Origin of the sequence: Luteococcus peritonei (assembly GCF_039526385.1) — a bacterium.
GTDB classification, from domain to species: Bacteria; Actinomycetota; Actinomycetes; order Propionibacteriales; family Propionibacteriaceae; genus Luteococcus; species Luteococcus peritonei.
Window position 1 is genome coordinate 142,871 of record NZ_BAAAIX010000013.1, and the last position, 23,589, is coordinate 166,459.

The following is a 23,589-nucleotide window of genomic DNA, read 5'->3' on the forward strand; positions in this document are numbered from 1 at the left end:
CCGGAGCGGGTGGCCGCGAACCGGGAGGTCTGATGGGACGAATCGTCCAGAAGTTCGGTGGCTCGTCGGTTGCCGATGCCGCCTCGATCAAGCGTGTGGCGCGACGCATCCTCAACGCCAAGCTGGCCGGCAACGACGTCGTCGTGGTGATCTCCGCCATGGGTGACACCACCGACGAGCTGATGGACCTGGCCATGCAGGTCAGCCCGCAGCCCAAGCCGCGCGAGCTGGACATGCTGCTGACCACCGGCGAGCGGCAGAGCGCCGCCCTGCTGGCGATGGCGCTGTCCGACCTGGGTGCCGAGGCCCGTAGCTACACCGGCTCGCAGGCCGGCGTGCTGACCACGCCCACCCACGGCAATGCCCGCATCATCGACATCACGCCCGGCCGCATCGAGAGTGCGCTGGCCGCCGGCAACATCGTCATCGTGGCGGGCTTCCAGGGCGTCTCGCAGGACACCAAGGACATCACCACTCTCGGCCGTGGAGCCTCCGACACCACCGCCGTGGCGCTGGCCGCCGCGCTGGGTGCCGACTACTGCGAGATCTACTCCGACGTGGACGGCGTCTTCACCGCCGACCCGCGGATCGTCCCCGGCGCCCGCCGGATCCCCGAGATCAGCTACGAGGAGATGCTGGAGATGGCCGCCAACGGCGCCAAGATCCTGCACCTGCGCTGCGTGGAGTACGCACGCCGCGAGAACGTCCCCGTCCATGTCCGTTCGTCCTTCTCTGACAAGCCCGGTACCTGGGTGAAGGACCAGCCCGAAGGAAGCACCGTGGAAGAAGCAATGATCACCGGCGTCACGCAGGACCGCGGCGAGGCGAAGATCACCGTTGTCGGCGTACCGGACCGTCCCGGCGAGGCCGCCGAGATCTTCGACACCATCGCCCGCGCGGACATCAATATCGACATGATCGTGCAGAACGTCTCGCAGGTCTCCAGCGGCCGCACCGACATCTCCTTCACCCTGCCGATGAGCGACGGGCGCAAGGCCATCGAGGTGCTCAACATGAACAAGGACAAGATCCAGTTCGACGAGCTGCTCTACGACGACCAGATCGGCAAGGTCTCCATCGTCGGCGTCGGGATGCGCTCGCACCCGGGCGTCACTGCCAAGTTCTTCCGCGCCCTGGCCGAGGCCGGGATCAACCTGGACATGATCAGCACCTCGGAGATCCGCATCTCCGTCGTGGTGGACTCCGAGCAGGTGGACGAGGCGGTCCGCGCCGCCCACACCGCCTTCGGCCTGGATGCCGAGGGAGAGGCCGTGGTCTATGCCGGCACCGGCCGGTGACCGACCGCCACGACGACCGGCCTCGGCGCCCTCTGGACGAGGACGCCGAGGCCACCGTCGTGCTGGGGGCGCGCGGTGTCGATCCCGACGCACCGCTCCCGGCGCCGGCACCCGACGAGACGGTGGTGGCCCCGCAGCGGCAGGCCACCGCAACCGCCACCGAGCTCCCTGAGCCCGACCCACTGGGCGACGGTTCCGCCCAGGCGGTGACCGAGGCACCGGCAAGGGCCGCCGCCCCCACTGGGCAAGGCCCTTCCCTGGGGCGGGCGAGCGCCATCATGGCCGCCGGCACCCTGGTGAGCCGCGTGCTGGGCCTGGTGCGCCAGTTCCTGCTGGCCGGCGTGGTGGCGGCCAGCGCGGTCTCCGACGCCTTCAACGTCGCCAACACGCTGCCCAACTACCTCTTCCAGCTGCTCAACGCCGGCGTGCTGAACGCCGTGCTGATCCCGCAGATCACCAAGGCCATGAAGCGCCACGACGGGGGACAGGACTTCGTCAACCGGCTGATCACCGCCGCCATCGGCTCCATCCTGGCGCTCACCTTGGTGGGCCTGGCGCTGGCCCCATGGTTGGTGGACCTCACCTCGGGCGAGAAGGTGCCGCTGCACCTGGCCACCGCCTTCGCCTACATCTGCCTGCCGCAGATCCTCTTCTACGGCCTCTACGCGGTGCTGGGCAATGTGCTCAACGCCCGCAACCAGTTCGCCGCCTTCATGTGGGCGCCCGCGCTGAGCAATGTGGTGCAGATCGCCGGTCTGGCCACCTTCCTGGCGCTGTGGGGTCAGCAGACCGACCCGTCGGTCTGGAGCCCGGCCATGATCTGGACCCTGGCCGGCAGCATGAGCCTCGGCATCCTGCTGCAGGCCCTGGTGCTGGTGGTCCCGCTGTGGCGTGGCGGCTTCCGCTACCGTCCCCGCTTCGGTCTGCGTGGACACGGCTTCGGCGAGGCCTCGCGGATGCTGGGCTGGACGCTGACCGCCATCGTGATCGCCCAGCTCGGCGGCCTGTTCACGCAGTGGGTGCTCACCGAGGCCAGCCGCGGCGCCTTCACCGCCTACGGCTACGCGATGATCATCTTCATGCTGCCCCACGGCCTGATCACCGTGAGCATCCTCACCGCCCTGTTCCCGCAGATGAGCCGCACCTGGCAGGACAGCGACGTGGCGGGACTGCGTCGCCTGGTGAACCGCGGCCTGCGCACCCCCGCGGTGGCGATCATCCCGGCCAGCGCCGCCATGGTTGCCATGGCCCGGCCGCTGGTGGACGTGATGCTGCGGCTGCCCGACGACGACGCCCGCCAGGTGGCCGAGGCCCTGCAGATCATGGCCGTCGGCACCCTCGGCTTCGGCCTGAGCACACTGCAGCAGCGCTACTCCTTCGCCCGGGAGGAGGGGCGGCAGAACCTCGCCTACCAGGCCTTCCTGACCGCCCTGCAGGTCAGCTTCGCGCTGGCCGCCCTGCTGGTGCTGCCGCACCGCTTCGCGCTGGCCACCGTCGCACTCGGCCTGGTGGTGGGCAACTGGGCCGTCTCCCTGGTCTTCATCGCCGTGGCCCGACGCCAGCTCGACGGCCTGGGTCTGGCCGGCGTGGCCCGGCTGTGGACCCGGCTGCTGATCGCCTCCGTGCTGGCCGCCGGAACGGCCTGGCTGGTGGTCTACGGCATGACCGGCTTCGGCGCATCCTGGCTGCTCTCGGCCATCACCTGCGTGCTGGCGGGGCTGGCCTTCGGTCTGGTCTTCCTGGCCGTCTCGCGCATCCTGCACCTGCGTGAGGTGGACGAGCTGCTCGCCCCGGTGCTGCGACGCCTGCACCTGGCGCGCTGACCACCGCTTCGCGCGCACCGGCCCCATGACGCTGGCGGCCGTGTGATCGGACAGCAAAAAGGCCCCGGCCAAGAGCCGGGGCCTTCTTGTTGGTGCGAGTCACGCTCGGGGGTTCGTGACTCGCGATGCAGGACCAACGCTCGGGGGGTCATTGGTCCGGTTGTGTCGGCCGCGCTCGGGGGTTCGCGACCTGTTGACAACAATATGCGGCATGTCAGACTTTGGCAACGCGAGAAGGGGTCCTGAGCGGTCCTTTTCACTTGTTCAATTTTAAGTCCTGACAAAAGTGAATACATGACTGAACAAGACGACGAGAGGGCTTGTGGTTCTCGTGAACCACAAGCCCTCTCGACTGCTGGTCGGGGTGACAGGATTTGAACCTGCGACCTCGTCGTCCCGAACGACGCGCGCTACCAAGCTGCGCCACACCCCGGTCCTGCGTTGGCCCCTTGGGCCGTGGACTACTGTATCCCACCAAGCCCGTCGAGCACCAACTGGGTGCTCAGCCGGCCACGAGCGTGAGCAGCGTCGCCTCGGGGCGGCAGGCCACCCGGTAGGGGGCGAAGGGGGAGGAGCCCAGACCGGCCGAGACGTGCATCCAGCTGGTGTGCAGCTCCCCGCCGGACGTGGCCGCGGTGTGCGAACTGAGCCCCTTCACGCGGGGGGTGTCCAGGTCGCAGTTGGTCACCAGGGCACCCTTGAAGGGCACGCAGACCTGACCGCCATGGGTGTGACCGGCGAAGATCATGTCCATCCGGTCCGCGGCGAAGGCGTCCAGCAGGCGCAAGTAGGGCGCATGCGTGACCGCGACGTTCAGGTCAACTTCCTCCACCGGAGGCCCGGACACCAGCGAGTAGTCATCCTTCCTGAGATGGGCGTCGTCGGTGCCGCGGAAGGCGATGCGTCGCCCGGCCACCTCCAGCTCGGCGCGGTGGTGGTTCAGGTCCGCCCAGCCACGCGAGGTCATGGCGCTGCGCAGGTCGTCATAGGGCAGCGGCCGCTCGGTGTGCTCCTCCACCTTCGAGGGCCCGGCCAGGTACTTCGCCGGATTCTTGAAGGCGGGCATGGTGTAGTCGTTCGAACCGAAGACGAAGACCCCCGGCGCGTCGAGCAGGGAGCCCCAGGCCTCCAGCAGCGGTTCGAGGGCGTCGGGTGAGCAGAAGTTGTCGCCGGTGTTCACCACCAGGTCGGGCTCCAGCTGCGCCAAGCGCGAGACCCACTCCAGCTTGCGCCGTTGGCGCGGCAGCAGGTGGATGTCACTGATGTGGAGCACCGTGATCGGCGCCTGCCCGGCGGGCAGCACCGGCACGTCGACGCGTCGCAGGGTGAACTGCTGCGCCTCCCACAGCCCGTAGCCCAGACCGGTGGCCCCCACGGCGGCCGTGCCGCCCAGCACCTTGCCGATCACGGCGTCTTCTTGCTGCTGGCGGTGGCGCTCGGCTTGGGCTGCGCGGTGGTCTTCGTCGCGGTCGGCTTCGGGGACGCCTTGGTGGTGGTCTTGGTCGCGGTCGGCTTGGTGCTCGAGCGCGTGGCGGTGGCGCGGGGCTGGCTGGTGGCCGTCCGGGTGCGGGTGGCCGTCGGCTTCGGCGCAGGACGCGGGCCCATCGAGGTCACGAAGTAGATCGGATCACCGGTGCGGCGACGCCCCGAGGTGGGGTAGTAGTAGAGCATCGTGCCGGCCGGGGCCGAGTTGTACTCCTGGGTGTACTGCACCGAGAAGCCGGCGGCCTGCAGCGCGGCCTCGCGGTCCTTCCAGGTCATGCCACTGGTGTCCGGGATCTCCTGGTACTTGCCCTGGATGGCCTCCTGGGAGGGGGAGTGGAACTGGGTGCGCGGCAGGTCGGCGACACCGGCGCGCATGGCCCGACGCCAGATCTTGCCGGCGTCACGGCCGCCGGAGCCGCTCAGTTGGCACCCGCCGTAGGCGACACACTCGGTGCCGTGCGAGAAGCGGCCCGTGATGGAGCGGCGCTTCTTGCCCTTGTACTGCGGGGCCTGCTTGTCGGCAGCGATCATCGCGATGCCGGCCAGCTCCGGGGTGTAGCCGGCCAGCCAGACGGCCTCGGCGCTGTCGATGGTGCCGGTCTTGGCAGCCTGGTCGCGGCCGTCGCCCAGGTTGGCCGGGTTGGCGGTGCCGCCGGGGCCGATGGTCTTCTGCAGCAGCAGGCTGACGGTGTCGGCCACATAGGGCTCCATCACCTTCTTGCAGTCGGCAGAGGGGACGGCCACCTTCTTGCCCGCCTTGTTCGTCACCGACTCGACGATGATCGGGTTGCAGTGCACGCCACGGTTGGCGAAGGTGGCGTAGGCCTCCGCCATGGACAGCGGGGTCACCTCCACGGCACCCAGGGTGTAGGAGATGATGTTGTCGTAGTAGGGCGAGTCCTTGATCAGATCCTTGCCATCGGCGCGCTTCACGCCCGCTGCCTGCGACATCTTGACCACATTGCACAGCCCGGCATCGCGCTCCAGCTGGACGAAGTAGGTGTTGATGGACTTCATGGTGGCCTGGGTCATGTTGAAGTGGCCGGCACCGGTGGAGTTCTTCGGCTTGTAGTCGCCAGCGGTGAAGGGACCCTTGCAGGAGCGGAAGGTCTGGCCCTTGAACTGCATGGTCTGGGGCGAGTTGTAGGAGCGGCTGATCGAGATGCCGTTGGCGATCGCGGCGGCGATGGTGAAGGTCTTGAAGGTGGAGCCGGCCTGGTAGCCCTCGGCACCACCCAGACCTGCATCGACCGAGTAGTTGTACCAGGTCTGGCCCTTGCCATTGCCCAGCTTGGGCCGGTTCTGCGCCATGGCGACGATCAGGCCGGACTTGGGCTGGATCATCACCGAGGTGGAGATGAAGGGGTCGGTGGGGGCGATCCGGCCCGCGACGGCCGCCTCGGCCGCCGTCTGCGCCTTCGGGTTGATGAGCGTGCGGATGGTCAGGCCACCGCGCTGCAGGGTGTTCAGCCGCTCCTGACGGGTCTTGCCCAGCACCTTGAACTGGTCGCTGGTCATCACGTTCTTCACGTAGAGGCAGAGGGTGGGGAACTGCGAGTCCACGCAGTCGTTCTTGGGCTGCTGCACCAGCTTGGCGTCGAAGCCGGTCTTCTTGGCGGCATCGGCCTGGGCCTTGGTGATCAGCTTCAGCTCCAGCATCCGGTTCAGCACCACGTTGCGACGCTGGATCGCGGTGTTGGGATTGTGGATCGGGTCGGTGGCCACCGGGTTCTGCACCAGGCCCGCCAGCATGGCGGCCTGCGGCAGGGTCAGCTTGGCCGCCGAGGTGTTGAAGTAACGGTGGGCCGCGGCCTCCACGCCGTAGGCGCCCGCACCGTAGTAGGCGATGTTCAGGTAGCGCTCCAGGATCTGGTCCTTGCTGAGCTTCTTCTCCACGGCCACCGCATAACGCAGCTCGCGCACCTTGCGGGCCAGGGTCTGCTCCTGCGCCTTGAGCACGCCCTCCTCGTCGTTGGCCACGTTGGCGGCCTCGATCTGCACCTGCTTGACGTACTGCTGGGTCAGCGTCGAGCCGCCCTGGGTGGAGCCACTGGCGCTGCGCAGGGCGGCGCGCGCGGTGCCACGGAAGTCGATCGCGCCGTGCTCGTAGAAGCGGCTGTCCTCGATGGCCGTCTGGGCGGTGCGCATCAGGGGAGAGATCTGCTTCAGCGGCACGTAGACGCGGTTCTCGGCGTAGAACTCGGTCAGCACCGAGCCGTCGGCCATCAGCACGCGGGAACGCTCCGACTGCGGCCCGATGGCCAGCTCGGCGGGCAGTGACTCCAGCGAGTTGGCACTGGACTTGACCAGGGAACCCCCGACGGCGGCGAAGGGGAGCAGCAGTCCGGCGACCAGCAGTCCGCAGACGACGCTGAGGGCGGCAAACAGGCCCAGATGGTAGGCATTGCTGCCCGACGTGCGTGGAGTCATGGTTCCCAGACTACGTGAGGAACGTTCAGGCACTGGTTCGGCGCGGCGGGCACTCTGACCCATTGCAGAGTGACGTGCCAACAGCTACGGTCAGTGAAAGACAGCCTGACAACCGTTTTTGCCACGTTGTCAGATGTCTCGAGGTAGGAAGGGCAGACGATGTCACTCACCGAACCCGAAGACTGGACGTTGTTGGCGCGATGTCGCGGCATGGCGGATGCGCTCTTCCCCGAGGGCAAGGACCAGAAGCGTGCGCGGGCCGTCTGCATGGGCTGCCCGGTGCGTTCGCAGTGTCTCGCCGAGGCCCTGGACAGCAGGATCGAATGGGGCGTGTGGGGTGGTCTCACCGAGCGTGAGCGCCGCCAGCTGTTGCGTCAGCGCCCGGAGGTGAAGTCGTGGGCCGCGGTGCTGGCCGAGTCCGGTGGCGAGACAGACCTCGACGCCCAGGCGACTGCCGCCCGCGCCGCCCTGCGCCGCAAACACCCCGCCGAGGGCTGAGAAGTGAACGTCGCCGCCGGCCCACAAGGGCCGGCGGCGATGGCTTGCCGTGACCAGGGCGTCCCGGGTCAGTCCGCGGTGGTCAGGCGATCTCGCAGACCAGTTCGATCTCCACGGGCGCACCCAGCGGGAGGCTGGCGACGCCGACGGCGCTGCGGACGTGGCTGCCGGCCTCGCCGAAGAGCTCGCCCAGCAGCTCGGAGGCCCCGTTGCCGACCGCGGGCTGGCCGGTGAAGTCGGGCGCCGAGGCCACGAAGACCACGATCTTGATGATGCGCTTGATGGCGTCGATGCCGCCGGCCTGCTCGGCCGCCGCGGCCAGCGCGTTCAGGATGGCGGTGCGGGCCTGCTCGGTGGCCTGCTCGGGGCTCACCTCGTCGCCCACCAGACCGGTGACGGCCAGCTTGCCCTCGACCACCGGCAGCTGGCCGGAGGTCCAGACCTGGTTGCCCACCACGGTGGCCGGGACGTAGGCCGCCAGCGGCTTCGCCACCGCCGGCAGCTCCAGGCCCAGCTCGGCCAGACGCTCGCTGGGGCGCATCAATTGGACTCGACGATCGGGCGCTTGAAGTAGCCCACCAGGGTGTCCGGGTTGGGCCCGGGGACGAGCTGCACGAGCTCCCAGCCCTCGGAACCGAAGTTGTTCAGGATCTGCTGGCTCACGTGGCTCAGCACGGGCGCGGTGAAGTATTCCCACTTGGTCATGGCGTCAGCCTAGCGAGCGGGCTGTCCGGCGCCACCCCCGATCCCGAGCTGACGTTGGCACTGTGGACGGGGAGTCCATTGACCAGAATGCGCCGTGATCCGGCCCGAGATGGTCCGAAACGGCAGGGTGGGGCCAGATCCGGGCGGAACAGATCGATGTGCTGCCGGTGGATGGGACCCGTCAAGAGCTGGGGCTCCCGATTCGCTGGGGCCGGGTCGGCGACCCCTGGGCCCGTAGTGTGGCGCCGTGCGATCCACACCGAGTCCCGCCGTGCGCGGCGCGACCAGCCAGCAAGGGGACTCGGCGCGCAGTACCCCGGGCTCCGTCCTGCGAGTCATCGCGCGCCTCGTCGCGAATGCCCTCTACGGGGTCCCGGGCATCGCCGTGATCTAGTGCGACCTGTACTTCCTGGCCTCCTGGCCCCTGGAACGGTGGCTCGGCCCGCGTGACCCCACCGAGAACGACGGGTGGGAGGCCTTGTTCCTGATCCTGGCTGTCGTCAACCCCATCTACTGGGGCATCTGGTACTTGGGCAATCGGTGGACGCGGGTCTCGCGCGCGCCCCGAGGCGCGGGCTGGGCCTGCGCCGTGATCGGCGTCCTGCTGCCCTTCCCGATCGCGGCGATCATCGTCGAGCTTCGCTGACCGGCAGGCTCAGTCGACGCGGGCGCGGAGCCGCTGCGGCTCGCGGATGGTGACGCTCTTGCCGCTCATCGAGATCCACTTGCGGGCGACGAAGTCGGTGAGCACCTTGTTCACGGTCTCGCGGCTGGCGCCCACCATCTGTGCCAGCTCTGCCTGGGTGAGGTCGTGGTGCACCTCGGTGCCCTGCTCGCCGGGGACGCCGAAGCGGTCCGCCAGGTGCAGCAGCAGGTAGGCCATCCGCCCCGGCACGTCGCTGAGCACCATGCCGGAGATGGTCTCGTTGCTCTCCCTGACCCGGTGGGCCATCTGGTAGAGCATGGCCTGGCTCACGTCGTGGTGGTGCTGCACCAGTTCCAGCATCGGCTCGCGTGGCACGTGGGCCAGGTGGCAGTCCAGCATCGCGGTGGCGGTGGTGGAGCGGTTGCCGCCGTCGAGCACGGACAGCTCGCCGAACATCTCGCCCGGGCCGATCAGGCTGAGCAGGCTCTCGCGGGGAGCGGGAACCATCGGGCGACCGCGGCGGGTGACGGTCACGGCGGGCTGGGGCTGGCGTGAGGGCTTGGTGAGCTTCACCTTGCCGGTGAGCAGCACGTAGAGGCCGTCGGCCGGTTCCCCGCTGCGGAAGAGCACCCCGCCGCGTGGCAGCTTGAGGGTCCTGACCTCGGCGTCGAGGGCCTGGCGTGAAGCCGGCTCCAGGTTCTGGAACAACGGCAGCCGTGCCAGCAGCTCCTCGTGCATGTGCCCTCCAGCGGTCATTGGTGGTGAGGCGGGTCCTCGCGAGTGGGTGGCTTTCGTCACACGACTCGGGCACCGAGTGTAGGCGATGGCCCAGCTCGCGGGGCTGGCGGGGCGCAAGTCCGCGCCCCGCTGGGCCCGAGAACCGTCGGTGGTCCCGGCTAGTCTTGCGGACATGGCACAAGGAGCAACGCGCTCGCCCCGGGGCGCCGCCCGACGACCATCGGCCGCGCTGGTGGACCGCGCCCGCAGGGGCAACGACCTGCTGGCCCTGACCTACCCCGAAGCGCGCTGCGAGCTGGACTTCTCCGATCCCTTCGAGCTGCTGGTGTCCACGGTGCTGTCCGCGCAGTCCACCGACAAGCGGGTCAACCTGGTCACGCCGCAGCTCTTCGCCCTCTTCCCCGACGCCACGGCCATGGCCGGTGCGGAGGCCTCCGAGCTGGAGGAGATCATCCGCCCCACCGGATTCTTCCGGGCCAAGACCGAGTCCCTGCTGGGACTGAGCCGGATGATCGTCGACGAGCACGACGGCGCGGTGCCCAACACCCTCGAGGAGCTGGTGAAGCTGCCCGGCGTGGGGCGCAAGACCGCCAATGTGGTGCTGGGCAATGCCTTCGACGTGCCGGGGATCACCCCGGACACCCATTTCATGCGGGTCACCCATCGGCTCGGCTGGACCAAGGCCACCAAGCCGGATCCGGTGGAGGCGGAGGTGGGCCTGCTCTTCCCGCCGCAGGACTGGGTGCAGCTGTGCCACAACGTGATCTGGCACGGCCGTCGTCGTTGCCATGCCCGACGCCCTGCCTGCGGTGCCTGCCCGCTGGCGGAACTGTGCCCCAGCTTCGGTGAGGGCCCCACTGACCCGGTCGAGGCCGAGAAGCTGGTCCGGGAGCCTCGCGGATGAACAGGCGCACCCGTCTGGCGGCGCTGGCTGCCGTCCTCACCCTTGCCGCGGCCTGCACCCCCGCGGCGGAGCAGCCCACCGTCCCGCAGTACACCGTCGGTGGCGACGAGACGCAGGCGCCCAGCCTGGCGCCCGACGAGATCCTGCCCGCCCGCACGGCAGCCGGCATTCCGGCCTGCCCCCGAACCGCCTCCGGTGCGAAGGCCGTCGCCGGTGGCTTGCCGGCCCTGGAGCTGGACTGCCTGGGCGGCGACAGCACGGTCAACCTGGCCGGCCTGCAGCGCGGCACCCCGTGGGTGGTCAACCTGTGGGCGCAGTGGTGCCAGCCCTGCAATGACGAGGCGCCGCTGGTGGCGCAGGCGGCCAAGGACTACCGCGGCAAGATCAACTTCCTCGGCATCGACTACGACGATCCCTTCCCCCACAAGGCCATCGCCTTCGCCGACAAGTACCAGCTGGGCTTCGCCCAGGTGGTCGATCCCGAGCAGACGACGCGGGTGCCGGCGCGCGTGAGGGCGGTGCCGCAGACCTACTTCGTCGACGCCGGCGGTCGGATCGTCCACATCGAGGTGAAGCCCCTCAAGAGCTCCGAGCAGTTCGACGCCCTGGTGGCCGAGCACCTGGGGGTGCAGAAGTGATCGACCCGCGCAGCCTGCCCACCGACCTGCAGGAGCTGGTCGGTCGGCTCACCGACGACGGCCAGCAGGTCGGCGACCTGCCGGGTATGCGCCGCCCCCGTGGCGGGCGCAGCCGTCGCGCCGCGGTGCTGATCCTGGTGGGGGAGGACCGGATGGACCTCACCTTCACCGAACGGCCCGCCCACATGCGCAAGCATCCCGGGCAGATCTCCTTCCCCGGCGGCTCCCTCGACCAGGGCGAGACCGCGGTGCAGGCGGCCCTGCGCGAGGCCCGCGAGGAGATCGCGCTCGACACCACCGGCGTCCAGGTGCTGGGGCGGCTGCCCAACGCCCATGTCCCGGCCAGTGGCTTCGACGTCGCCGGCATCGTCGCGCTGTGGGACGGCACCTCGCCGATCCGCCCCGCCAGCCCTGACGAGGTGGCCGCCATCCACCGCTACCCGCTGGCCGACCTGGCCGACCCCGCCAACCGCTTCACCGCGCGGCTGCCCACCGGCTACCGCGGCCCGGCCTTCGTCTTCGACGACATCTTCGTCTGGGGCTTCACCGCGCACCTGGTGGACACATTGCTGGACCTGTCCGGCCTGGCCGTGCCGTGGCCCCAGGAGAAGGAGCTCGATGTGCCCTGGCGCTTCCTGCGCGAGGGCAAGGGGCCGGACACCCCCGTCGAGGACTGATCCGCGCCCGCCCTGTCGCGGTCCGTGGGGGCATGGAAGGATCGTGGCCATGCCCGAACTTGCCGATGCCCACAACCCGGCCGCCCGCACGCCCGACTGGTGGAAGAGCGCCGTGGTCTACCAGGTCTACCCGCGCTCCTTCTGCGACTCCGACGGTGACGGGATGGGCGACATCCCCGGCATCATCTCCAAGCTGGACTACCTGCAGCAGCTCGGCGTCGACGCGCTGTGGATGAGCCCCGCCTACAAGAGCCCGCAGGACGACAACGGCTACGACATCAGCGACTACACCGACATCGACCCGATGTTCGGCACGCTCGAGGACGTCGACGCCCTGATCGCGGGCCTGCACGAGCGCGGCATGAAGCTCGTGATGGACCTGGTGGTGAACCACACCTCCGACGAGCACCCCTGGTTCCAGGAGAGCCGTGACCGCACCTCGGCCAAGGCCGACTGGTACTGGTGGTCCGACCCGCGTCCCGGCTTCGAGCCCAACACCCCCGGCGCGGAACCCACCAACTGGGCCAGCGCCTTCAGCGGACCGGCCTGGCACTGGGACGAGCAACGCGGGCAGTACTACCTGCACATCTTCAGCCGCAAGCAGCCCGACCTGAACTGGGAGAACCCAGAGGTCCGCCAGGCGGTGCACCAGATGATGCAGTGGTGGATCGATCGCGGGGTCGACGGCTTCCGGATGGATGTCATCAACCTGATCTCCAAGCGGCTGCCGCTCACCGACGGCGTCGTGGTGCCGGGCCAGGCGCTGAGCTGGGACAACGGCTATGTCGACGGTCCGCGGATGGATGAATTCCTGCACGAGATGAACCAGGCGGTGCTCGACGGAAACCACCTGCTCACCGTGGGTGAGGCGCCCGGCGTCACGGTGGAGCAGGCCAGCAAGTACACCGCGCCGGAGCGCCAGGAGCTCGGGATGGTCTTCCAGTTCGAGCACGTCGGGCTGGACGAGCAGCCCGGTTCGGGCAAGTGGGCCCTCAAGGACCTCCACCTGCCCGACCTGAAGGCCAACCTGGCCAAGTGGCAGAACGGTCTGGAGGGTCGGGGCTGGAACTCGCTCTACTGGGACAATCACGACCAGCCGCGCATCGTCTCGCGCTGGGGCGACGACTCCCGCGAGCACCGGGTCAACTCCGCCAAGACGCTGGCCACCGCCCTGCACCTGCTCAAGGGCACGCCGTACATCTACCAGGGCGAGGAGATCGGCATGACCAATGCCGGTTTCACCAGCATCGACCAGTACCGCGACATCGAGATCCTGAACCACCACCGCGAGGCGATGGCGCTGGGTGCGGACGAGGCGGAGCTGCTCAAGAGCTATGCCGTCAAGGGTCGCGACAATGCCCGCACCCCGATGCACTGGGATGACTCGGAGCAGGCCGGCTTCACCACTGGCACGCCCTGGCTGCCGGTGCATGCCAACAAGTCGTGGATCAATGCCGCTGCCGCGGTGGACGACCCCAACTCGGTCTTCCATCACTACCGCCGCCTGATCGAGCTGCGCCACACCGACGCGGTGGTGCGCGAGGGCGTCTTCGGCCTGCTGGAGCCCGAGCACGAGCAGCTCTTCGCCTACACCCGCACGCTGCGCGACCAGCCGCCGCTGCTCGTGCTGGCCAACCTGTCCAGCCAGCCCTGCGAGCTGCCCGAGGACCTGCGTCGTGAGGGTGAGCTGCTGCTGGGCACCCATCCCGATCCTGCTGCCGACCGGCTCCAGGCCTGGGAGTCGCGGGTGGTCCGGCTGGCCTGAGCCGACGCCCCGGGGCAGCCCCGGACATGACGAAGCCCACCGGTCTCCCGGTGGGCTTCGTCAGTTCCTGCCCCGGTGGGGCGAAGGATCAGGCGCGGGTCTGGTCGACGCGGGTGGCGCCGGTGCCGGTGCCGGTGGCGGCGTGGCGCGGGGCGGCCGGCGTGGTGGCGCTCAGGCCGGCCTCGTCGACGTCCTTGGCGGCCTTCTTCACCTGGGCCAGGCCCTTGCGGTCGCGCACGTCGGCGTCGACGCTGTTGACGCCGCGCTGCAGCGAGCCCTTGAGGGTCTCCACGGTCTTCTTGGCCTCGGTGATGGCGGCCTTCGGGGGCTTGACGTCCTTCAGCTTGCCCTTGCCGATCAGCGCCATGATGCCGGCGATGATGAGCAGGACCAGGGCCATGGCCACCAAGCCCAGCGCGCTGGCAGCGATGGGGCCCCAGCCGAAGAGGTGCGAGAAGAGCAGCCCGAAGCCCAGGCCACCGGCCAGGAAGAGCAGCGAGGCGGCATTGGCCCCGAGGTATCCGGCGCCGCCGAACATGCCACCGGCGGTGCCGGCGGCCTTGGCGCTGGGCTGGATCTCAGCCTTGGCCAGCGCAACGGTGTCCTGGGCGGCGGACTTGGTGTCCACCACGATGTTGTTGACCAGGGTCTTGGGGTCCATGCGTTCGTTGATCACGATGCCTCAGCTCCTCGAATGTGCTGTATTCACCGACGAGCCTAGACGCTCCCGCCCCTCAGGGGCACACCCCGGTCCCCGTGGACGAGGTCCGGGCGTGGTGATTATTCCGTCGGCGTAACGCGAAACCGGCCACCACGGCGGCCGTCAGGGAGGCCACCAGGACTGCCGCCTTGGCCCCCTCGGCCGTGGCCGGGTCGGCGAAGGCGAGGTCGGCCATCAGCAGGCTCACGGTGAAGCCGACGCCGGTCACGATGCTCAGCGCAGCCACGTCGGCCCAGGTGACACCGGGGGCGAGCTCGGCAGAGGTGAGCCGGGCGGTCAGCCAGGAGGCCGCCAGCACGCCCACGAACTTGCCCAGCAGCAGGCCCAGCAGGATCCCCAGCGGCTCGGGCTCGGCCACCAGCCGGCGCAGCATCTCGCCGTCCATGGCCACGCCAGCGGAGAAGAAGGCGAACAGCGGCACCACCAGGCCGGCGGACCAGGGCTCGACGTGGTGCAGCCAGCGCGTCACCGGGTCGTGCTCCTCCAGCTCGCTCACCCGGGTGGCCAGGCCCACCAGCACGCCCGCGATCGTGGCGTGCACGCCGGAGGAGAGCATCAGCCACCAGGCGGCGACGCCCAGCGCCACGAAGACCAGCACCCGCCAGCGGCCACCGAGGTCGAAGCGGCGGCGCTGCAGCAGCCAGTAGACCGCCACGCAGGCCAGCGACGCCAGCAGGGACAGGACGTCCAGGCCGTGGGAGAAGAAGACGGCGATCACCAGGATGGCGCCCAGGTCGTCGACGATGGCCAGGGTCAGCAGGAAGGCCCGCAGGCCGCCGGGCAGGTTGCGCCCGACGATCGCGAGCACCGCCAGGGCGAAGGCGATGTCGGTGGCCATCGGGATGGCCCAACCGCCCAGGTCGCCGTCCAGCAGCGTGTTGACGGCGACGTACAGGCCGGCGGGGAGTGCCATGCCGCCGACGGCGGCCATGATGGGCAGCAGCGCATCGGCCGGCCGGCTCAAGGAACCTTCGACGAACTCACGTTTGAGCTCCATGCCGGCCACCAGGAAGAAGATGGTCAGCAGGCCGTCGGCGGCCCAGCCGTGCAGGTCCAGCGGCCCGATCTGGATGTGCTGCAGGTGGTGGTAGGTGTCCGGGGCGAGGTTGGCCACCAGCAGCGCCAGGACGGCGGCCGCCAGCATCAGGGCACCTCCGACGGTGCTGCTGCGCAGGAATTCGCCGATGGTGACCTGGTCGAGCCCCTCGCTGGAGCGGAAGGCCACCAGGCGACGCGGGTTGCGGCGGGCTCCGGTGTCAGAGGTCTCAGGGCTGGGCGGGATCGAGTTCACGATGTCCTTCGGGATCGGCGACAACTGTTGCCGACCAGACTTCCCGGCGCACCGGTTGTCGATTCTACCGAACCAGCGCCGCATCCGTCCCCACCGCTGCGGGTGGAGGCCGGCTCAGAGCGGGATGACCAGTCCGGTGTCGTCGATCTCGATCGGGGCGGTGAGCTCCTCGTGGTCCACATGGGCCCGCCAGACCTTGAGCTGGTAGGGCAGCTTCAGGTCGTCGGCGCCGGGCCTGGCGTCGTCGTAGAGCGAGCGGGCGTCGTCCAGCACCATCTGGCGCAGGTCGTCGTCCAGCGCCGCCACCGCAGGCTGGTTCGCGACCATGGCGAGCATCTGGTCGCGGGTGATGCCCTGCCAGACGCGGAAGCTGCGGCTCTCGTGCTCGGGGAAGTACTTGCTGGTGAGCAGTGCCTCCACGGAGTCGTCGCCGTAGTCGCCGCGCATCGCCTGGTCGTCCACCTGGCGCAGCAGCGAGATCAGCCGCTTCACCCACGGCACCGTGTCGTCGCGCACCAGGTAGGAGACCGAGGCCATGCCGCCGGGTCGCAGCACCCTGGCCATCTCGGAGAGCACCAGCCCGGGGGCGAAGCGGTGGAAGACCTGGTGGGCGGTCACCACGTCGAACTGACAGGGGTCGAAGGGCAGCCCTTCCGCCTCCGCCGCGATCGCGATCAGGTCGGGGCGGCTGGCGAGCTGCTCCACCCGCTCCAGGTCCTTGTCGATCGCCATCACGGTGTGCCGACGATGGGCCAGCAGGCGGGGCAGGGACGGGCTGCCACCGAGGTTGAGCACCCGGACGTGGCTGGCACCGCCGACCATCCAGTCGATGGCCTGCTCGGGGAACTGGCTGCGACGTGGGGGCATGCGGGCCACTCTATTGCCTCGATGCGAAGCGGTCTGACTGGTGGACAGTCGGTCGCCGTGTCTTCCTGCAGGGGTGGGGATCGCCGGGCCGCGGCAGGCCGCCGGATGGTGGGGCGCAGAGTTGTCCACAGGGGTGGGTTGTCCACAGATCATGACGGTCAGCAGAGAAATTCTCCGGCCGGGCGTCCATGCTCCCGGGCATGAATGCCGATGCCTGGTCCCCGCCCGCGCCGCTGCTGGTCTCCCGGGACGCCCGCCTGGTCGAGACCGCCCTGGCAGCAGCAGCTGCCGCCGGGGTGGAGCCCGTCGTGGTGCGTGACATGGCCCGGGTGAGGGCGTTGTGGCGCTCGGCGCCGGTGGTCCTGGTGGGCTGCGAGCTCGCCCCGATGGTGGCCGGGATCGCCTTGGAACAACGAGCCGGCGTGCACCTGATCGGGCCGGACCTGGACAGCGTGGCCGCCTGGTCGGCGCCATTGCAGGCCTCGGTCCTGGTGCTGCCCGAACAGAGTGCCCTGCTCACCCAGGTGCTGGACCAGCAGCTCGGGTCGGGTGGGGCGGTGGTGCTGCGCCTGGTGGGCGGCTCGGGAGGGCTCGGCGTCAGCACGCTGTGCTGCGCGCTGGCCCAGCAGGCCGAGCGGCGCGGGCTGCGCGCCGCGGTGGTGGAGCTGGATCCCACCGGAGGTGGGCTCGACCTGGTGCTGGGTGCCGAGACCGCGCCGGGCTGGCGCTGGCCGGAACTACGGGCCGCGGCCGGCCATCTGGACGCCCTGGCGGGCAACCTGCCCAATGTCTCCGGGGTGGACATCGTCTCCCACGCGCGCCCCGGTCCGGACCAGGACAGCGAGCAGCCACCGGGCGCGGAGGCGGTGCGTGCCGTGGTGGGGTCCTTGGCGCGGACCCATGACCTGGTGGTCCTCGACGGCGGCGCGGGGCCGGACAGCCTGCTGGAGGCCTGGCCGGGGCAGCGGCAGCTGCTGCTCTGCGGGGCCGACGTGCGCGGCGTGGTGGCCGCCCGGGCCCGGGCACGCGCCTTCGGCCTGCACGATCTGGAGCTCGTGGTGCGTACCGGGGCCGCTCGACGACTACCGCCCCAGGCCGTGGGGGAGGCGCTCGGCTGCCCGGTGCTGGGCCATGTCGGCGATGACCGGGCCGTCACCCGGGCGGCCGAGAGCGGGGTGCCGGTTGCGCGTGGGCGTCGCGGCTACGCCGGTCAGGTGGCCCGGCTGCTGGATGCGGTGGTGGCGTGATGCGCGAGGAGGACCTGGAGCTGGTGCGGATCCGACTGGCAGGCCTGGGCCGGTCGTGGCGCCCGGCCGATGTCGCCGACGCCTTGCGCTCGGTGGGGCTGGTGGTCTCCGATGCCCTGGTGCTGCGGACCATGGAGCAGCTGCGACGCACCAGCGTCGGCGCCGGTCCGCTGGAACCGCTGCTCGGCCTGCCGGGGGTCACCGATGTGCTGGTCAACGGAGCGGAGCAGGTCTACGTCGATCGCGGTGAGGGTCTGGAACGCTGCCCGGAGGAGTACTTCGCCGACGAGGAGGAGGTGCGTCGCCTCGCGGTGCGGCTGGCCGCGCAGGCGGGGCGCCGCCTGGACGAGGCCAGTCCCTGCGTGGACGCCCGGCTCGCCGACGGAACCCGCGTCCACGCCGTGCTGGCCGGCCTGGCAGATCCCGGCACCTGCATCTCGCTGCGCATCCCGGGGCGCCAGGCGCTGGGGCTGGAGCGGTGGGTGGAGGGCGGCTCGATGGACCGCCGCAGCGCGGACCTGCTGCGAGCCCTGGTGGAACGGCGGGTGGCCTTCCTCGTCTCCGGAGGAACAGGTTCGGGCAAGACCACCCTGCTCGCCACCCTGCTGGGCCTGGTGCCGGCGTCGGAGCGGATCGTGGTGGTGGAGGACTCGCGCGAGCTGTCCCCGCAGCATCCCCACGTGGTCCGGCTCGAGGCGCGGCAGGCCAATGCCGAGGGGGTGGGTGCGGTTGACCTCACCCACCTGGTGCGCCAGGCACTGCGGATGCGACCCGACCGGCTGGTGCTGGGGGAGGTGCGCGGCGCCGAGCTGTGCGACCTGCTGACCGCGCTCAACACCGGCCACGAGGGCGGCTGCGGCACCGTCCACGCCAACTCCGCCACCGACGTGCCCGCCAGGCTGGAGGCGCTGGCGGCCTTGGGCGGCATGTCACGAGAGGCCTGCCACGCGCAGGTGGCCTCGGCCCTCAAGGTCGTGGTGCACGTGCGACGGGACCCTGACGGTCGGCGACGGCTGGACCAGGTGGGCCTGGTGCACCGCCGCCCGGATCGCAGCATCGAGGTGGTGGAGGCGATGCGGGTGGACCGCAGCGGTCAGGGTCATCCCGGCCAGGCATGGGACGAGCTGATGGGGCTGGTCCCATGACGGTGCTTGCAGCCCTGTGGGCAGGTCTGTCCGTCTGGTTGCTGGTCGGCCCGACGCCCCGGGTCGTGGCGACGCGTGCCAGCACCGGGCGCCGCACCGGTGCGCAGCTGCCCGCCGTGCTGGCCGGTGGTGCAGCATGCCTGATTGGCCTGCTGCTGGCCGGGCCCTCGGGACTGTTGTGGGCCTTGCTGGGTGTGGTGGTCGTCGGCACCGGCGCCCGGCTGGCGCTGCGCTCCCGGCGTGAGGCGACCCGCAGGCGGGCCCGCCAGCAGGTCTGCCAGGCCACCCAGGTGGTGGCCGGGCAGTTGCGGATCGGTGCGCTGCCCGGTGCTGCCCTGACCCAGGCGGCGAAGCAGTGCCCACGCCTGGAGCGCGCGGCAGCCACCCAGGCGATCGGCGGCGACGTGGCGCGCGCCCTGGACGAGGCAGGAACCCAGCCCGGCTGGGAGGGCCTCGGTTCCTTGTCACGGGCCTGGCGGCTGGCCGAGCGCAGCGGCGCACCGATGGCCTCCTTGGCCGAGCAGGTGAGCCTGCAGGTGCGTCGTGAGGACGCCTCGCGGCACCAGGTGCAGGCGGAGCTCTCCGGGCCGCGGACCACCGCGCGTCTGCTGCTCGTGCTGCCGCTGATGGGCATCCTGATGGGCCGTTTCGCCGGCGGTGACCCCTTGGACTTCCTCACCGGAAGCCTGCTGGGCCAGGCCTGCCTCGTGGCCGGGGCAGTGCTGGCAGCGGCAGGGACGCTGTGGATCGAGCACATGGCCGACGCGGCTCAGGAGGCCTGAGATGATCGTCCTGGCCGCCCTGCTCGTCGCCCTGGCCACTTGGTTGTGGGTGTCGCCCGTGCCGCGCTGGAGCACCCGGCGGCAGGCTCCAGAACTGCCGACCGTGCTGCGGCCACGACCAGGTGCCCCGGCTCTCCCGCGCAGGTTGATGGTCTCGCTCCCGGCCGCCGGAGGGGGCTGGTTGGTGCTCGGCGCCCGCCCCGAGCTGGCGCCGGTGGCCCTGGCGGCCGGCGTCATGGCCGCGGTGGGCTTGGGCCTCCTGGAACCCTCCGCTTCCCGACATCGCCGCGGCGAGCTGGTGCAGCAGGTGCCCGAGGCGCTGGAGCTGATGGCCGCCGCCCTGGAGGCGGGCGCGCCGTTGCGGGGCGCCGTGACCACTGTGGCGGCGCTGGCGCCCCCGTCGGCACAAGCGGACCTGCGGGCCGTCACCGCCCGCATCGGGGTCGGCTTCAGCGATGTGGAGGCCTGGGCCGTGCTGCTCGACGACCCGACCTGGGCACCGGTGGCGCAGGACCTGGCCCGCAGCGCGGACACCGGGGCGGCTGCTGCCCAGCTGCTGCGTCAGCACGCCATCGACATCCGTCGACGCCGTGAGGACGATCTCACCCGCCAGGCACGCGCCGTGGGGGTGCGGTCCGTCCTGCCCCTGATGGCCTGCTTCCTGCCCGCCTTCGTGCTGGTGGGCGTGGTGCCCATCGTCGCCGGGTTGGTGGGCGACTACCTCAATCGCTGACGTCCGCACGGCAAGGACGAGCGGGCCGCGGCGACACGGGGAGTGCCCGCCGAGACGACGAGGTGACCGTCCGCCGCGGGGACGCCCGCTGGGCATGGACGGTGGGGGCTGCTGCCCCCGGGTCCCTTCCGGCCACGCCCAGCCGCGGAGGCCGCCCTGACCCGCTGGTCCGGTCGTTCAGCCGAGGGTCCGCCCGGTGCTCCGGTAGTCGGCCTCGGTCCACGGCTGCGCCGGGTGCTCCGGCAGTCGGCCTCGGTCCACGGCTGCGCCGGCCTGCTCGCACGAGCCGTCAACCCCGGATCGCGCCCAGGCTGGTTGGTCGCGTCCAGGCAGGATGGTCGCGTCCAGAAGGCGCCCGATCAGCTGGGCCGACATCCCATCCGCCCGTCATCGCCACCCTGCGCCGTGTGCGGTCCTGATGGTCGCCCACGACCGACGGTGAGGATCAGCAGGGCGCGCCGGGCGTTGGGAGTCACCGGGGCAGCCGGCGGCGATCAGCGCACCAGGACCGTCGGGCCATCCCGCCGTGGGCGTCGTCCGCGAGGCAGCGCCGCGCCAGGCCCGGACGACAGCCAGCCCGGCGCCAGGCGTGGCAACAGCCAGTCCTGCAGTGCATCCGGCGCGGACAACACCCAGCCCCTTCTCTTGGCCCTCGTTGCGACGATGCGGCTCCACCGGATACCGGCTGACAAGGCAGGACATCTTCTGTCCACAGGTCAGCCGCAGCCTCGTCCTTGTCCACAGCCCTCGTCGGCCGTGACTCCGGGAAGGCCTCGGCGTCCATGCTCCACGGTGAACCCGGTGCGGACCGGGTCGCTCACGAGAGGAAACCACCATGTCCGTCACCCACACGACCACCGAGGTCGCCCTGCCCCTGCAGTCGCCCCGTCCGGCCCCGCGTCCCGCCGTCGCCACCCTGCGGCGCTGGGGCCAGCGCGGGATGGTCACCGCCGAGTACGCCGTGGGCATCCTGGCCGCCATCGCCTTCGCCCTGGTCCTGCTGAAGGTCTTCAACGACAACGAGGTCTTCACCGTCCTGCTGAAGCAGGTCACCGCCCTGATCGGCACCATGGGCAAGAACATCTGACCCCGTGGTCGCGGGCATCGGCGTCACCCCGCCGGTGCCCGCGTCGCCCCTCCAATGCCGGCGTCACAGCGCCGGGGTCGGGCCCCCATCTCGTGCCTCACCCTCCTGACCGCTGGTCAGGCAGCACCGTCATTCCCCAACCGAGAGGAGCCGCCATGCATCGCGATCGCGGCATGGTCACCGCCGAGCTGGCAGTCGGTCTGCTGGCCGCTGCCCTGGCTGCGGTCTTCGCCTGTTGGACCGTCTCCCTGGTGGTCCTGCAGACCCGTTGCGAGGAGGTGGCCGGCCAGGTGGCGCGCCAGCTGGCACGAGGGGACCAGGGCGCCGCCGACCGAGCGCGGGGCCGTGCTCCCCAGGGCGCCAGGGTCGACATCACCCGGGCCGACGGCACCGTCCGGGTGCAGGTGGATGTCGACTCCTCCTTGGGAGCTGTCGGTCCCGTGCACCTGCGTGGGGCGGCCGTGGCTGACCTGGAACCGGGGGAGCAGTGATGGGTGCCCAGACGGAGGCGATGTGCGCAGGCGCCTTGCGGACCGGCGGTGTCACGGGCCGCGCGCCGCAGATCGTGTCGCACGGTTCCACGCCCCGGCGGCAGGGCTCCACGCCCCGGCGGCAGGGTGACGCGGTGCGGCGGCAGGGGTTCGCGGTGCGGTGGAAGCAGAACCCGTGCGTCGGGGCCCGGCGAGGACGCGGCCGAGAGCGGGTGCGGTCTGCAGGACACTGGCGGCGCGACGAACGAGGTGCCGGCACGGTCCTCGCGCTCATGGTGGTGCTCACCACCTGTGCCGCGCTGCTGGTCGCGGTCTGGCTGGTCGGATGGATCGGCTGCCTGCGGCAGGCGCGCTCGGCGGCGGACCTGGCCGCCCTGGCCGGGGCCCAGGCCTACACCGCCGGGCAGGACCCCTGCCCGGCCGCGCGTGCGGCTGGCGCCCGCAACCAGGTGACGGTGGGATCCTGCCGCCTGGAGGGACACCCCGACAGCTTCCTGGTCAGGGTGCAGGTGCGCGCCCAGCTCAAGCCGGCCTGGGGAGGTGCAGCCCGCACGGTCGAGGCCCGGGCGGTGGCCGGCTCGCTGCGGACCGGCTGAATCATCGGTCCCACTCCTCGGATCCGTTTGACGCAACCGATCAGCCGGTGGTCGCATAGAGCCACGCTGAAAGTTCGGGGGAAATATGCAGCGGATCGACGAGATCGACGGTACGTACCATCTTGACGCCGCTCACAGCGCCGTCGGCTTCACCGTGCGTCATGCCGGGCTGACCAAGGTGCGCGGCACCTTCGACTCCTTCCATGGCTACGCCATCATCGACGCCACCAACCAGGAGTACTCGGCGCTGATGGTCACGCTGTCCACGGCCAGCATCAACACCTTCGTGGCGGATCGCGACGCCCACCTGCGCAGCGCCGACTTCTTCGACGTGGAGACCTTCCCCACCATCACCTATGTGGGTACGCACTTCGAGATCCTCGACGAGCAGCGGGTCCGGGTGGACGGCGACCTCACGGTCAAGGACGTCACCCGTCCGCTCAGCCTGGAGTTCAGCTACACCGGCGGCGCCCGAGACCCCTTCGGCAACGAGCGGATCGGCTTCGAGACCACCACCCAGATCAGCCGCAAGGACTTCGGCCTCACCTGGAATGCCGCGCTCGAGACCGGCGGCTGGCTGGTCAGCGACGAGATCAAGATCGAGATCGAGGCCTCCGCGGTCAAGCAGCTCGTCGAGGTGCCCGAGGGGGACTTCGAGTACATGCCGCCCGCCCTGCCCGACTTCGGCGACGAGGAGCTCAATGAGGCCTATGTGCGCGAGCTGACCCGTCCGCGTCGCGCCCTGGCCGACGACCCCGAAGACAGCCAGGTGCTCGACGAGCAGGCCTTGGGGGTGCAGCGGGCGGCGCGTCGACGCGCGGTCGAGGACACCGACGAGGTGGAGCTGCAGCAGCCGATCACCGAGGTCGACCGGCCCCAGGCCTCTCGCGCCGGGTGGCGCCGACTGCTGCAGCGTCGCTGAGCCCGACCACCTGACCGCGTCGGCCAGCTCGCGGCGATCCTGCACGATCGTGTCCTGGCGTCCGCCAGCGCCGGGGGCAGGTGGTCGCGGCAGATTCTGT

24 protein-coding genes and 1 tRNA gene are annotated in these 23,589 nt (G+C 70.5%); 16 read left to right on the forward strand and 9 right to left on the reverse strand.

Annotated elements, in window-relative coordinates; genetic code table 11:
• Positions 1-32 precede the first annotated feature (32 nt).
• On the forward strand, positions 33-1,298 hold the full coding sequence (locus ABD073_RS05765; RefSeq protein WP_343872977.1) for an aspartate kinase: 1,266 nt from the start codon (positions 33-35) through the stop codon (positions 1,296-1,298).
• A complete protein-coding gene (gene murJ, locus ABD073_RS05770; protein ID WP_343872978.1) occupies positions 1,295-3,121 on the forward strand; it encodes a murein biosynthesis integral membrane protein MurJ in 1,827 nt (608 codons plus the stop codon). The genes ABD073_RS05765 and murJ overlap by 4 nt, the downstream gene beginning before the upstream one ends.
• A 356-nt stretch (positions 3,122-3,477) precedes the next feature.
• On the opposite strand, the gene ABD073_RS05775 is transcribed toward murJ, so the two are convergent.
• From ABD073_RS05775 to ABD073_RS05785, 3 genes are all read right to left on the reverse strand, one after another.
• Positions 3,478-3,554, reverse strand: a tRNA-Pro gene (locus ABD073_RS05775).
• Between the two features lie 69 nt (positions 3,555-3,623).
• A complete protein-coding gene (locus tag ABD073_RS05780; protein WP_343872979.1) occupies positions 3,624-4,529 on the reverse strand; it encodes a metallophosphoesterase in 906 nt (301 codons plus the stop codon).
• The gene (locus tag ABD073_RS05785; RefSeq protein ID WP_343872980.1) at positions 4,526-7,036 is read right to left on the reverse strand and encodes a transglycosylase domain-containing protein; all 2,511 of its coding nucleotides are present in this window, start codon (positions 7,034-7,036) and stop codon (positions 4,526-4,528) included. The genes ABD073_RS05780 and ABD073_RS05785 overlap by 4 nt, the downstream gene beginning before the upstream one ends.
• Before the next feature lie 159 nt (positions 7,037-7,195).
• Here ABD073_RS05785 and ABD073_RS05790 point away from each other — a divergent pair, with 159 nt between their 5' ends.
• Positions 7,196-7,534 carry a WhiB family transcriptional regulator gene (locus tag ABD073_RS05790; protein WP_343872981.1) on the forward strand — a complete coding sequence of 113 codons (339 nt, stop codon included), beginning with the start codon at positions 7,196-7,198 and terminating at the stop codon, positions 7,532-7,534.
• A gap of 82 nt (positions 7,535-7,616) precedes the next feature.
• Here ABD073_RS05790 and ABD073_RS05795 read toward each other — a convergent pair whose 3' ends face one another.
• Positions 7,617-8,075 carry a RidA family protein gene (locus ABD073_RS05795; protein WP_343872982.1) on the reverse strand — a complete coding sequence of 153 codons (459 nt, stop codon included), beginning with the start codon at positions 8,073-8,075 and terminating at the stop codon, positions 7,617-7,619.
• Positions 8,075-8,239 (reverse strand): Sp36 family protein, encoded by a 165-nt coding sequence (gene sp36, locus ABD073_RS05800; protein WP_343872983.1) that lies wholly within the window; start codon positions 8,237-8,239, stop codon positions 8,075-8,077. The genes ABD073_RS05795 and sp36 overlap by 1 nt, the downstream gene beginning before the upstream one ends.
• A gap of 478 nt (positions 8,240-8,717) precedes the next feature.
• On the opposite strand from sp36, the gene ABD073_RS05805 reads away from it, so the two are divergent.
• Complete coding sequence (locus ABD073_RS05805; protein ID WP_343872984.1) at positions 8,718-8,885, forward strand: hypothetical protein; 168 nt, start codon at positions 8,718-8,720, stop codon at positions 8,883-8,885.
• Between the two features lie 9 nt (positions 8,886-8,894).
• On the opposite strand, the gene ABD073_RS05810 is transcribed toward ABD073_RS05805, so the two are convergent.
• On the reverse strand, positions 8,895-9,623 hold the full coding sequence (locus tag ABD073_RS05810) for a Crp/Fnr family transcriptional regulator (protein WP_343872985.1): 729 nt from the start codon (positions 9,621-9,623) through the stop codon (positions 8,895-8,897).
• Positions 9,624-9,795: 172 nt separating this feature from the next.
• Between ABD073_RS05810 and nth the strand changes: the two genes are divergently transcribed.
• Genes nth through ABD073_RS05830 form a run of 4 tightly spaced genes read left to right on the forward strand, consistent with a single transcriptional unit; the run spans position 9,796 to position 13,607 of the window.
• Complete coding sequence (nth, locus tag ABD073_RS05815) at positions 9,796-10,527, forward strand: endonuclease III (RefSeq protein WP_343872986.1); 732 nt, start codon at positions 9,796-9,798, stop codon at positions 10,525-10,527.
• Positions 10,524-11,165 (forward strand): TlpA family protein disulfide reductase, encoded by a 642-nt coding sequence (locus ABD073_RS05820; protein WP_343872987.1) that lies wholly within the window; start codon positions 10,524-10,526, stop codon positions 11,163-11,165. The genes nth and ABD073_RS05820 overlap by 4 nt, the downstream gene beginning before the upstream one ends.
• A complete protein-coding gene (locus tag ABD073_RS05825; RefSeq protein ID WP_343872988.1) occupies positions 11,162-11,842 on the forward strand; it encodes an NUDIX hydrolase in 681 nt (226 codons plus the stop codon). Before ABD073_RS05820 ends, ABD073_RS05825 begins: the two co-directional genes overlap by 4 nt.
• A gap of 49 nt (positions 11,843-11,891) precedes the next feature.
• Positions 11,892-13,607, forward strand: coding sequence for an alpha-glucosidase (locus ABD073_RS05830; protein ID WP_343872989.1), 1,716 nt, complete (start codon positions 11,892-11,894; stop codon positions 13,605-13,607).
• A gap of 88 nt (positions 13,608-13,695) precedes the next feature.
• Here the strand turns inward: ABD073_RS05830 and ABD073_RS05835 are convergent, their stop codons facing one another.
• From ABD073_RS05835 to ABD073_RS05845, 3 genes are all read right to left on the reverse strand, one after another.
• The gene (locus ABD073_RS05835; RefSeq protein ID WP_343872990.1) at positions 13,696-14,283 is read right to left on the reverse strand and encodes a phage holin family protein; all 588 of its coding nucleotides are present in this window, start codon (positions 14,281-14,283) and stop codon (positions 13,696-13,698) included.
• A gap of 58 nt (positions 14,284-14,341) precedes the next feature.
• On the reverse strand, positions 14,342-15,643 hold the full coding sequence (gene nhaA, locus ABD073_RS05840) for a Na+/H+ antiporter NhaA (protein WP_343872992.1): 1,302 nt from the start codon (positions 15,641-15,643) through the stop codon (positions 14,342-14,344).
• 90 nt (positions 15,644-15,733) lie between these two features.
• Positions 15,734-16,486: a class I SAM-dependent methyltransferase gene (locus tag ABD073_RS05845; protein WP_343872993.1), complete on the reverse strand. Its 753-nt coding sequence runs from the start codon at positions 16,484-16,486 to the stop codon at positions 15,734-15,736.
• A 200-nt stretch (positions 16,487-16,686) separates the two neighbouring features.
• Between ABD073_RS05845 and ssd the strand changes: the two genes are divergently transcribed.
• The 8 genes from ssd to ABD073_RS05885 all read left to right on the forward strand — a co-directional run bounded on the left by ssd (position 16,687) and on the right by ABD073_RS05885 (position 23,489).
• Positions 16,687-17,733 (forward strand): septum site-determining protein Ssd, encoded by a 1,047-nt coding sequence (gene ssd, locus ABD073_RS05850; protein ID WP_343872994.1) that lies wholly within the window; start codon positions 16,687-16,689, stop codon positions 17,731-17,733.
• On the forward strand, positions 17,733-18,878 hold the full coding sequence (locus tag ABD073_RS05855) for a TadA family conjugal transfer-associated ATPase (protein ID WP_343872995.1): 1,146 nt from the start codon (positions 17,733-17,735) through the stop codon (positions 18,876-18,878). Before ssd ends, ABD073_RS05855 begins: the two co-directional genes overlap by 1 nt.
• Complete coding sequence (locus ABD073_RS05860; RefSeq protein WP_343872996.1) at positions 18,875-19,660, forward strand: type II secretion system F family protein; 786 nt, start codon at positions 18,875-18,877, stop codon at positions 19,658-19,660. Before ABD073_RS05855 ends, ABD073_RS05860 begins: the two co-directional genes overlap by 4 nt.
• A gap of 1 nt (position 19,661) precedes the next feature.
• On the forward strand, positions 19,662-20,393 hold the full coding sequence (locus tag ABD073_RS05865) for a type II secretion system F family protein (RefSeq protein WP_343872997.1): 732 nt from the start codon (positions 19,662-19,664) through the stop codon (positions 20,391-20,393).
• Between the two features lie 835 nt (positions 20,394-21,228).
• Positions 21,229-21,480, forward strand: coding sequence for a DUF4244 domain-containing protein (locus ABD073_RS05870; protein ID WP_343872999.1), 252 nt, complete (start codon positions 21,229-21,231; stop codon positions 21,478-21,480).
• 173 nt (positions 21,481-21,653) lie between these two features.
• The gene (locus tag ABD073_RS05875; protein ID WP_343873148.1) at positions 21,654-21,971 is read left to right on the forward strand and encodes a TadE family type IV pilus minor pilin; all 318 of its coding nucleotides are present in this window, start codon (positions 21,654-21,656) and stop codon (positions 21,969-21,971) included.
• A gap of 212 nt (positions 21,972-22,183) precedes the next feature.
• Positions 22,184-22,567 carry an Rv3654c family TadE-like protein gene (locus ABD073_RS05880; RefSeq protein WP_343873000.1) on the forward strand — a complete coding sequence of 128 codons (384 nt, stop codon included), beginning with the start codon at positions 22,184-22,186 and terminating at the stop codon, positions 22,565-22,567.
• An 85-nt stretch (positions 22,568-22,652) separates the two neighbouring features.
• Positions 22,653-23,489, forward strand: a complete 837-nt coding sequence (locus ABD073_RS05885; RefSeq protein WP_343873001.1) for a YceI family protein — start codon at positions 22,653-22,655, stop codon at positions 23,487-23,489.
• Positions 23,490-23,589 lie beyond the last annotated feature (100 nt).

Coding starts and splice junctions, on each gene's coding strand:
- sp36 (WP_343872983.1), bottom strand. CDS start 8,239: ATGACCAAGTGGGAATACTTCACCGCGCCCGTGCTGAGCCACGTGAGC.
- ABD073_RS05845 (WP_343872993.1), bottom strand. CDS start 16,486: ATGCCCCCACGTCGCAGCCAGTTCCCCGAGCAGGCCATCGACTGGATG.
- ABD073_RS05765 (WP_343872977.1), top strand. CDS start 33: ATGGGACGAATCGTCCAGAAGTTCGGTGGCTCGTCGGTTGCCGATGCC.
- nth (WP_343872986.1), top strand. CDS start 9,796: ATGGCACAAGGAGCAACGCGCTCGCCCCGGGGCGCCGCCCGACGACCA.
- ABD073_RS05830 (WP_343872989.1), top strand. CDS start 11,892: ATGCCCGAACTTGCCGATGCCCACAACCCGGCCGCCCGCACGCCCGAC.
- ssd (WP_343872994.1), top strand. CDS start 16,687: ATGAATGCCGATGCCTGGTCCCCGCCCGCGCCGCTGCTGGTCTCCCGG.
- ABD073_RS05795 (WP_343872982.1), bottom strand. CDS start 8,075: ATGCGCCCCAGCGAGCGTCTGGCCGAGCTGGGCCTGGAGCTGCCGGCG.
- ABD073_RS05820 (WP_343872987.1), top strand. CDS start 10,524: ATGAACAGGCGCACCCGTCTGGCGGCGCTGGCTGCCGTCCTCACCCTT.
- ABD073_RS05785 (WP_343872980.1), bottom strand. CDS start 7,036: ATGACTCCACGCACGTCGGGCAGCAATGCCTACCATCTGGGCCTGTTT.
- ABD073_RS05875 (WP_343873148.1), top strand. CDS start 21,654: ATGGTCACCGCCGAGCTGGCAGTCGGTCTGCTGGCCGCTGCCCTGGCT.
- ABD073_RS05855 (WP_343872995.1), top strand. CDS start 17,733: ATGCGCGAGGAGGACCTGGAGCTGGTGCGGATCCGACTGGCAGGCCTG.
- ABD073_RS05865 (WP_343872997.1), top strand. CDS start 19,662: ATGATCGTCCTGGCCGCCCTGCTCGTCGCCCTGGCCACTTGGTTGTGG.
- ABD073_RS05810 (WP_343872985.1), bottom strand. CDS start 9,623: ATGCACGAGGAGCTGCTGGCACGGCTGCCGTTGTTCCAGAACCTGGAG.
- ABD073_RS05885 (WP_343873001.1), top strand. CDS start 22,653: ATGCAGCGGATCGACGAGATCGACGGTACGTACCATCTTGACGCCGCT.
- ABD073_RS05860 (WP_343872996.1), top strand. CDS start 18,875: ATGACGGTGCTTGCAGCCCTGTGGGCAGGTCTGTCCGTCTGGTTGCTG.
- ABD073_RS05870 (WP_343872999.1), top strand. CDS start 21,229: ATGTCCGTCACCCACACGACCACCGAGGTCGCCCTGCCCCTGCAGTCG.
- ABD073_RS05790 (WP_343872981.1), top strand. CDS start 7,196: ATGTCACTCACCGAACCCGAAGACTGGACGTTGTTGGCGCGATGTCGC.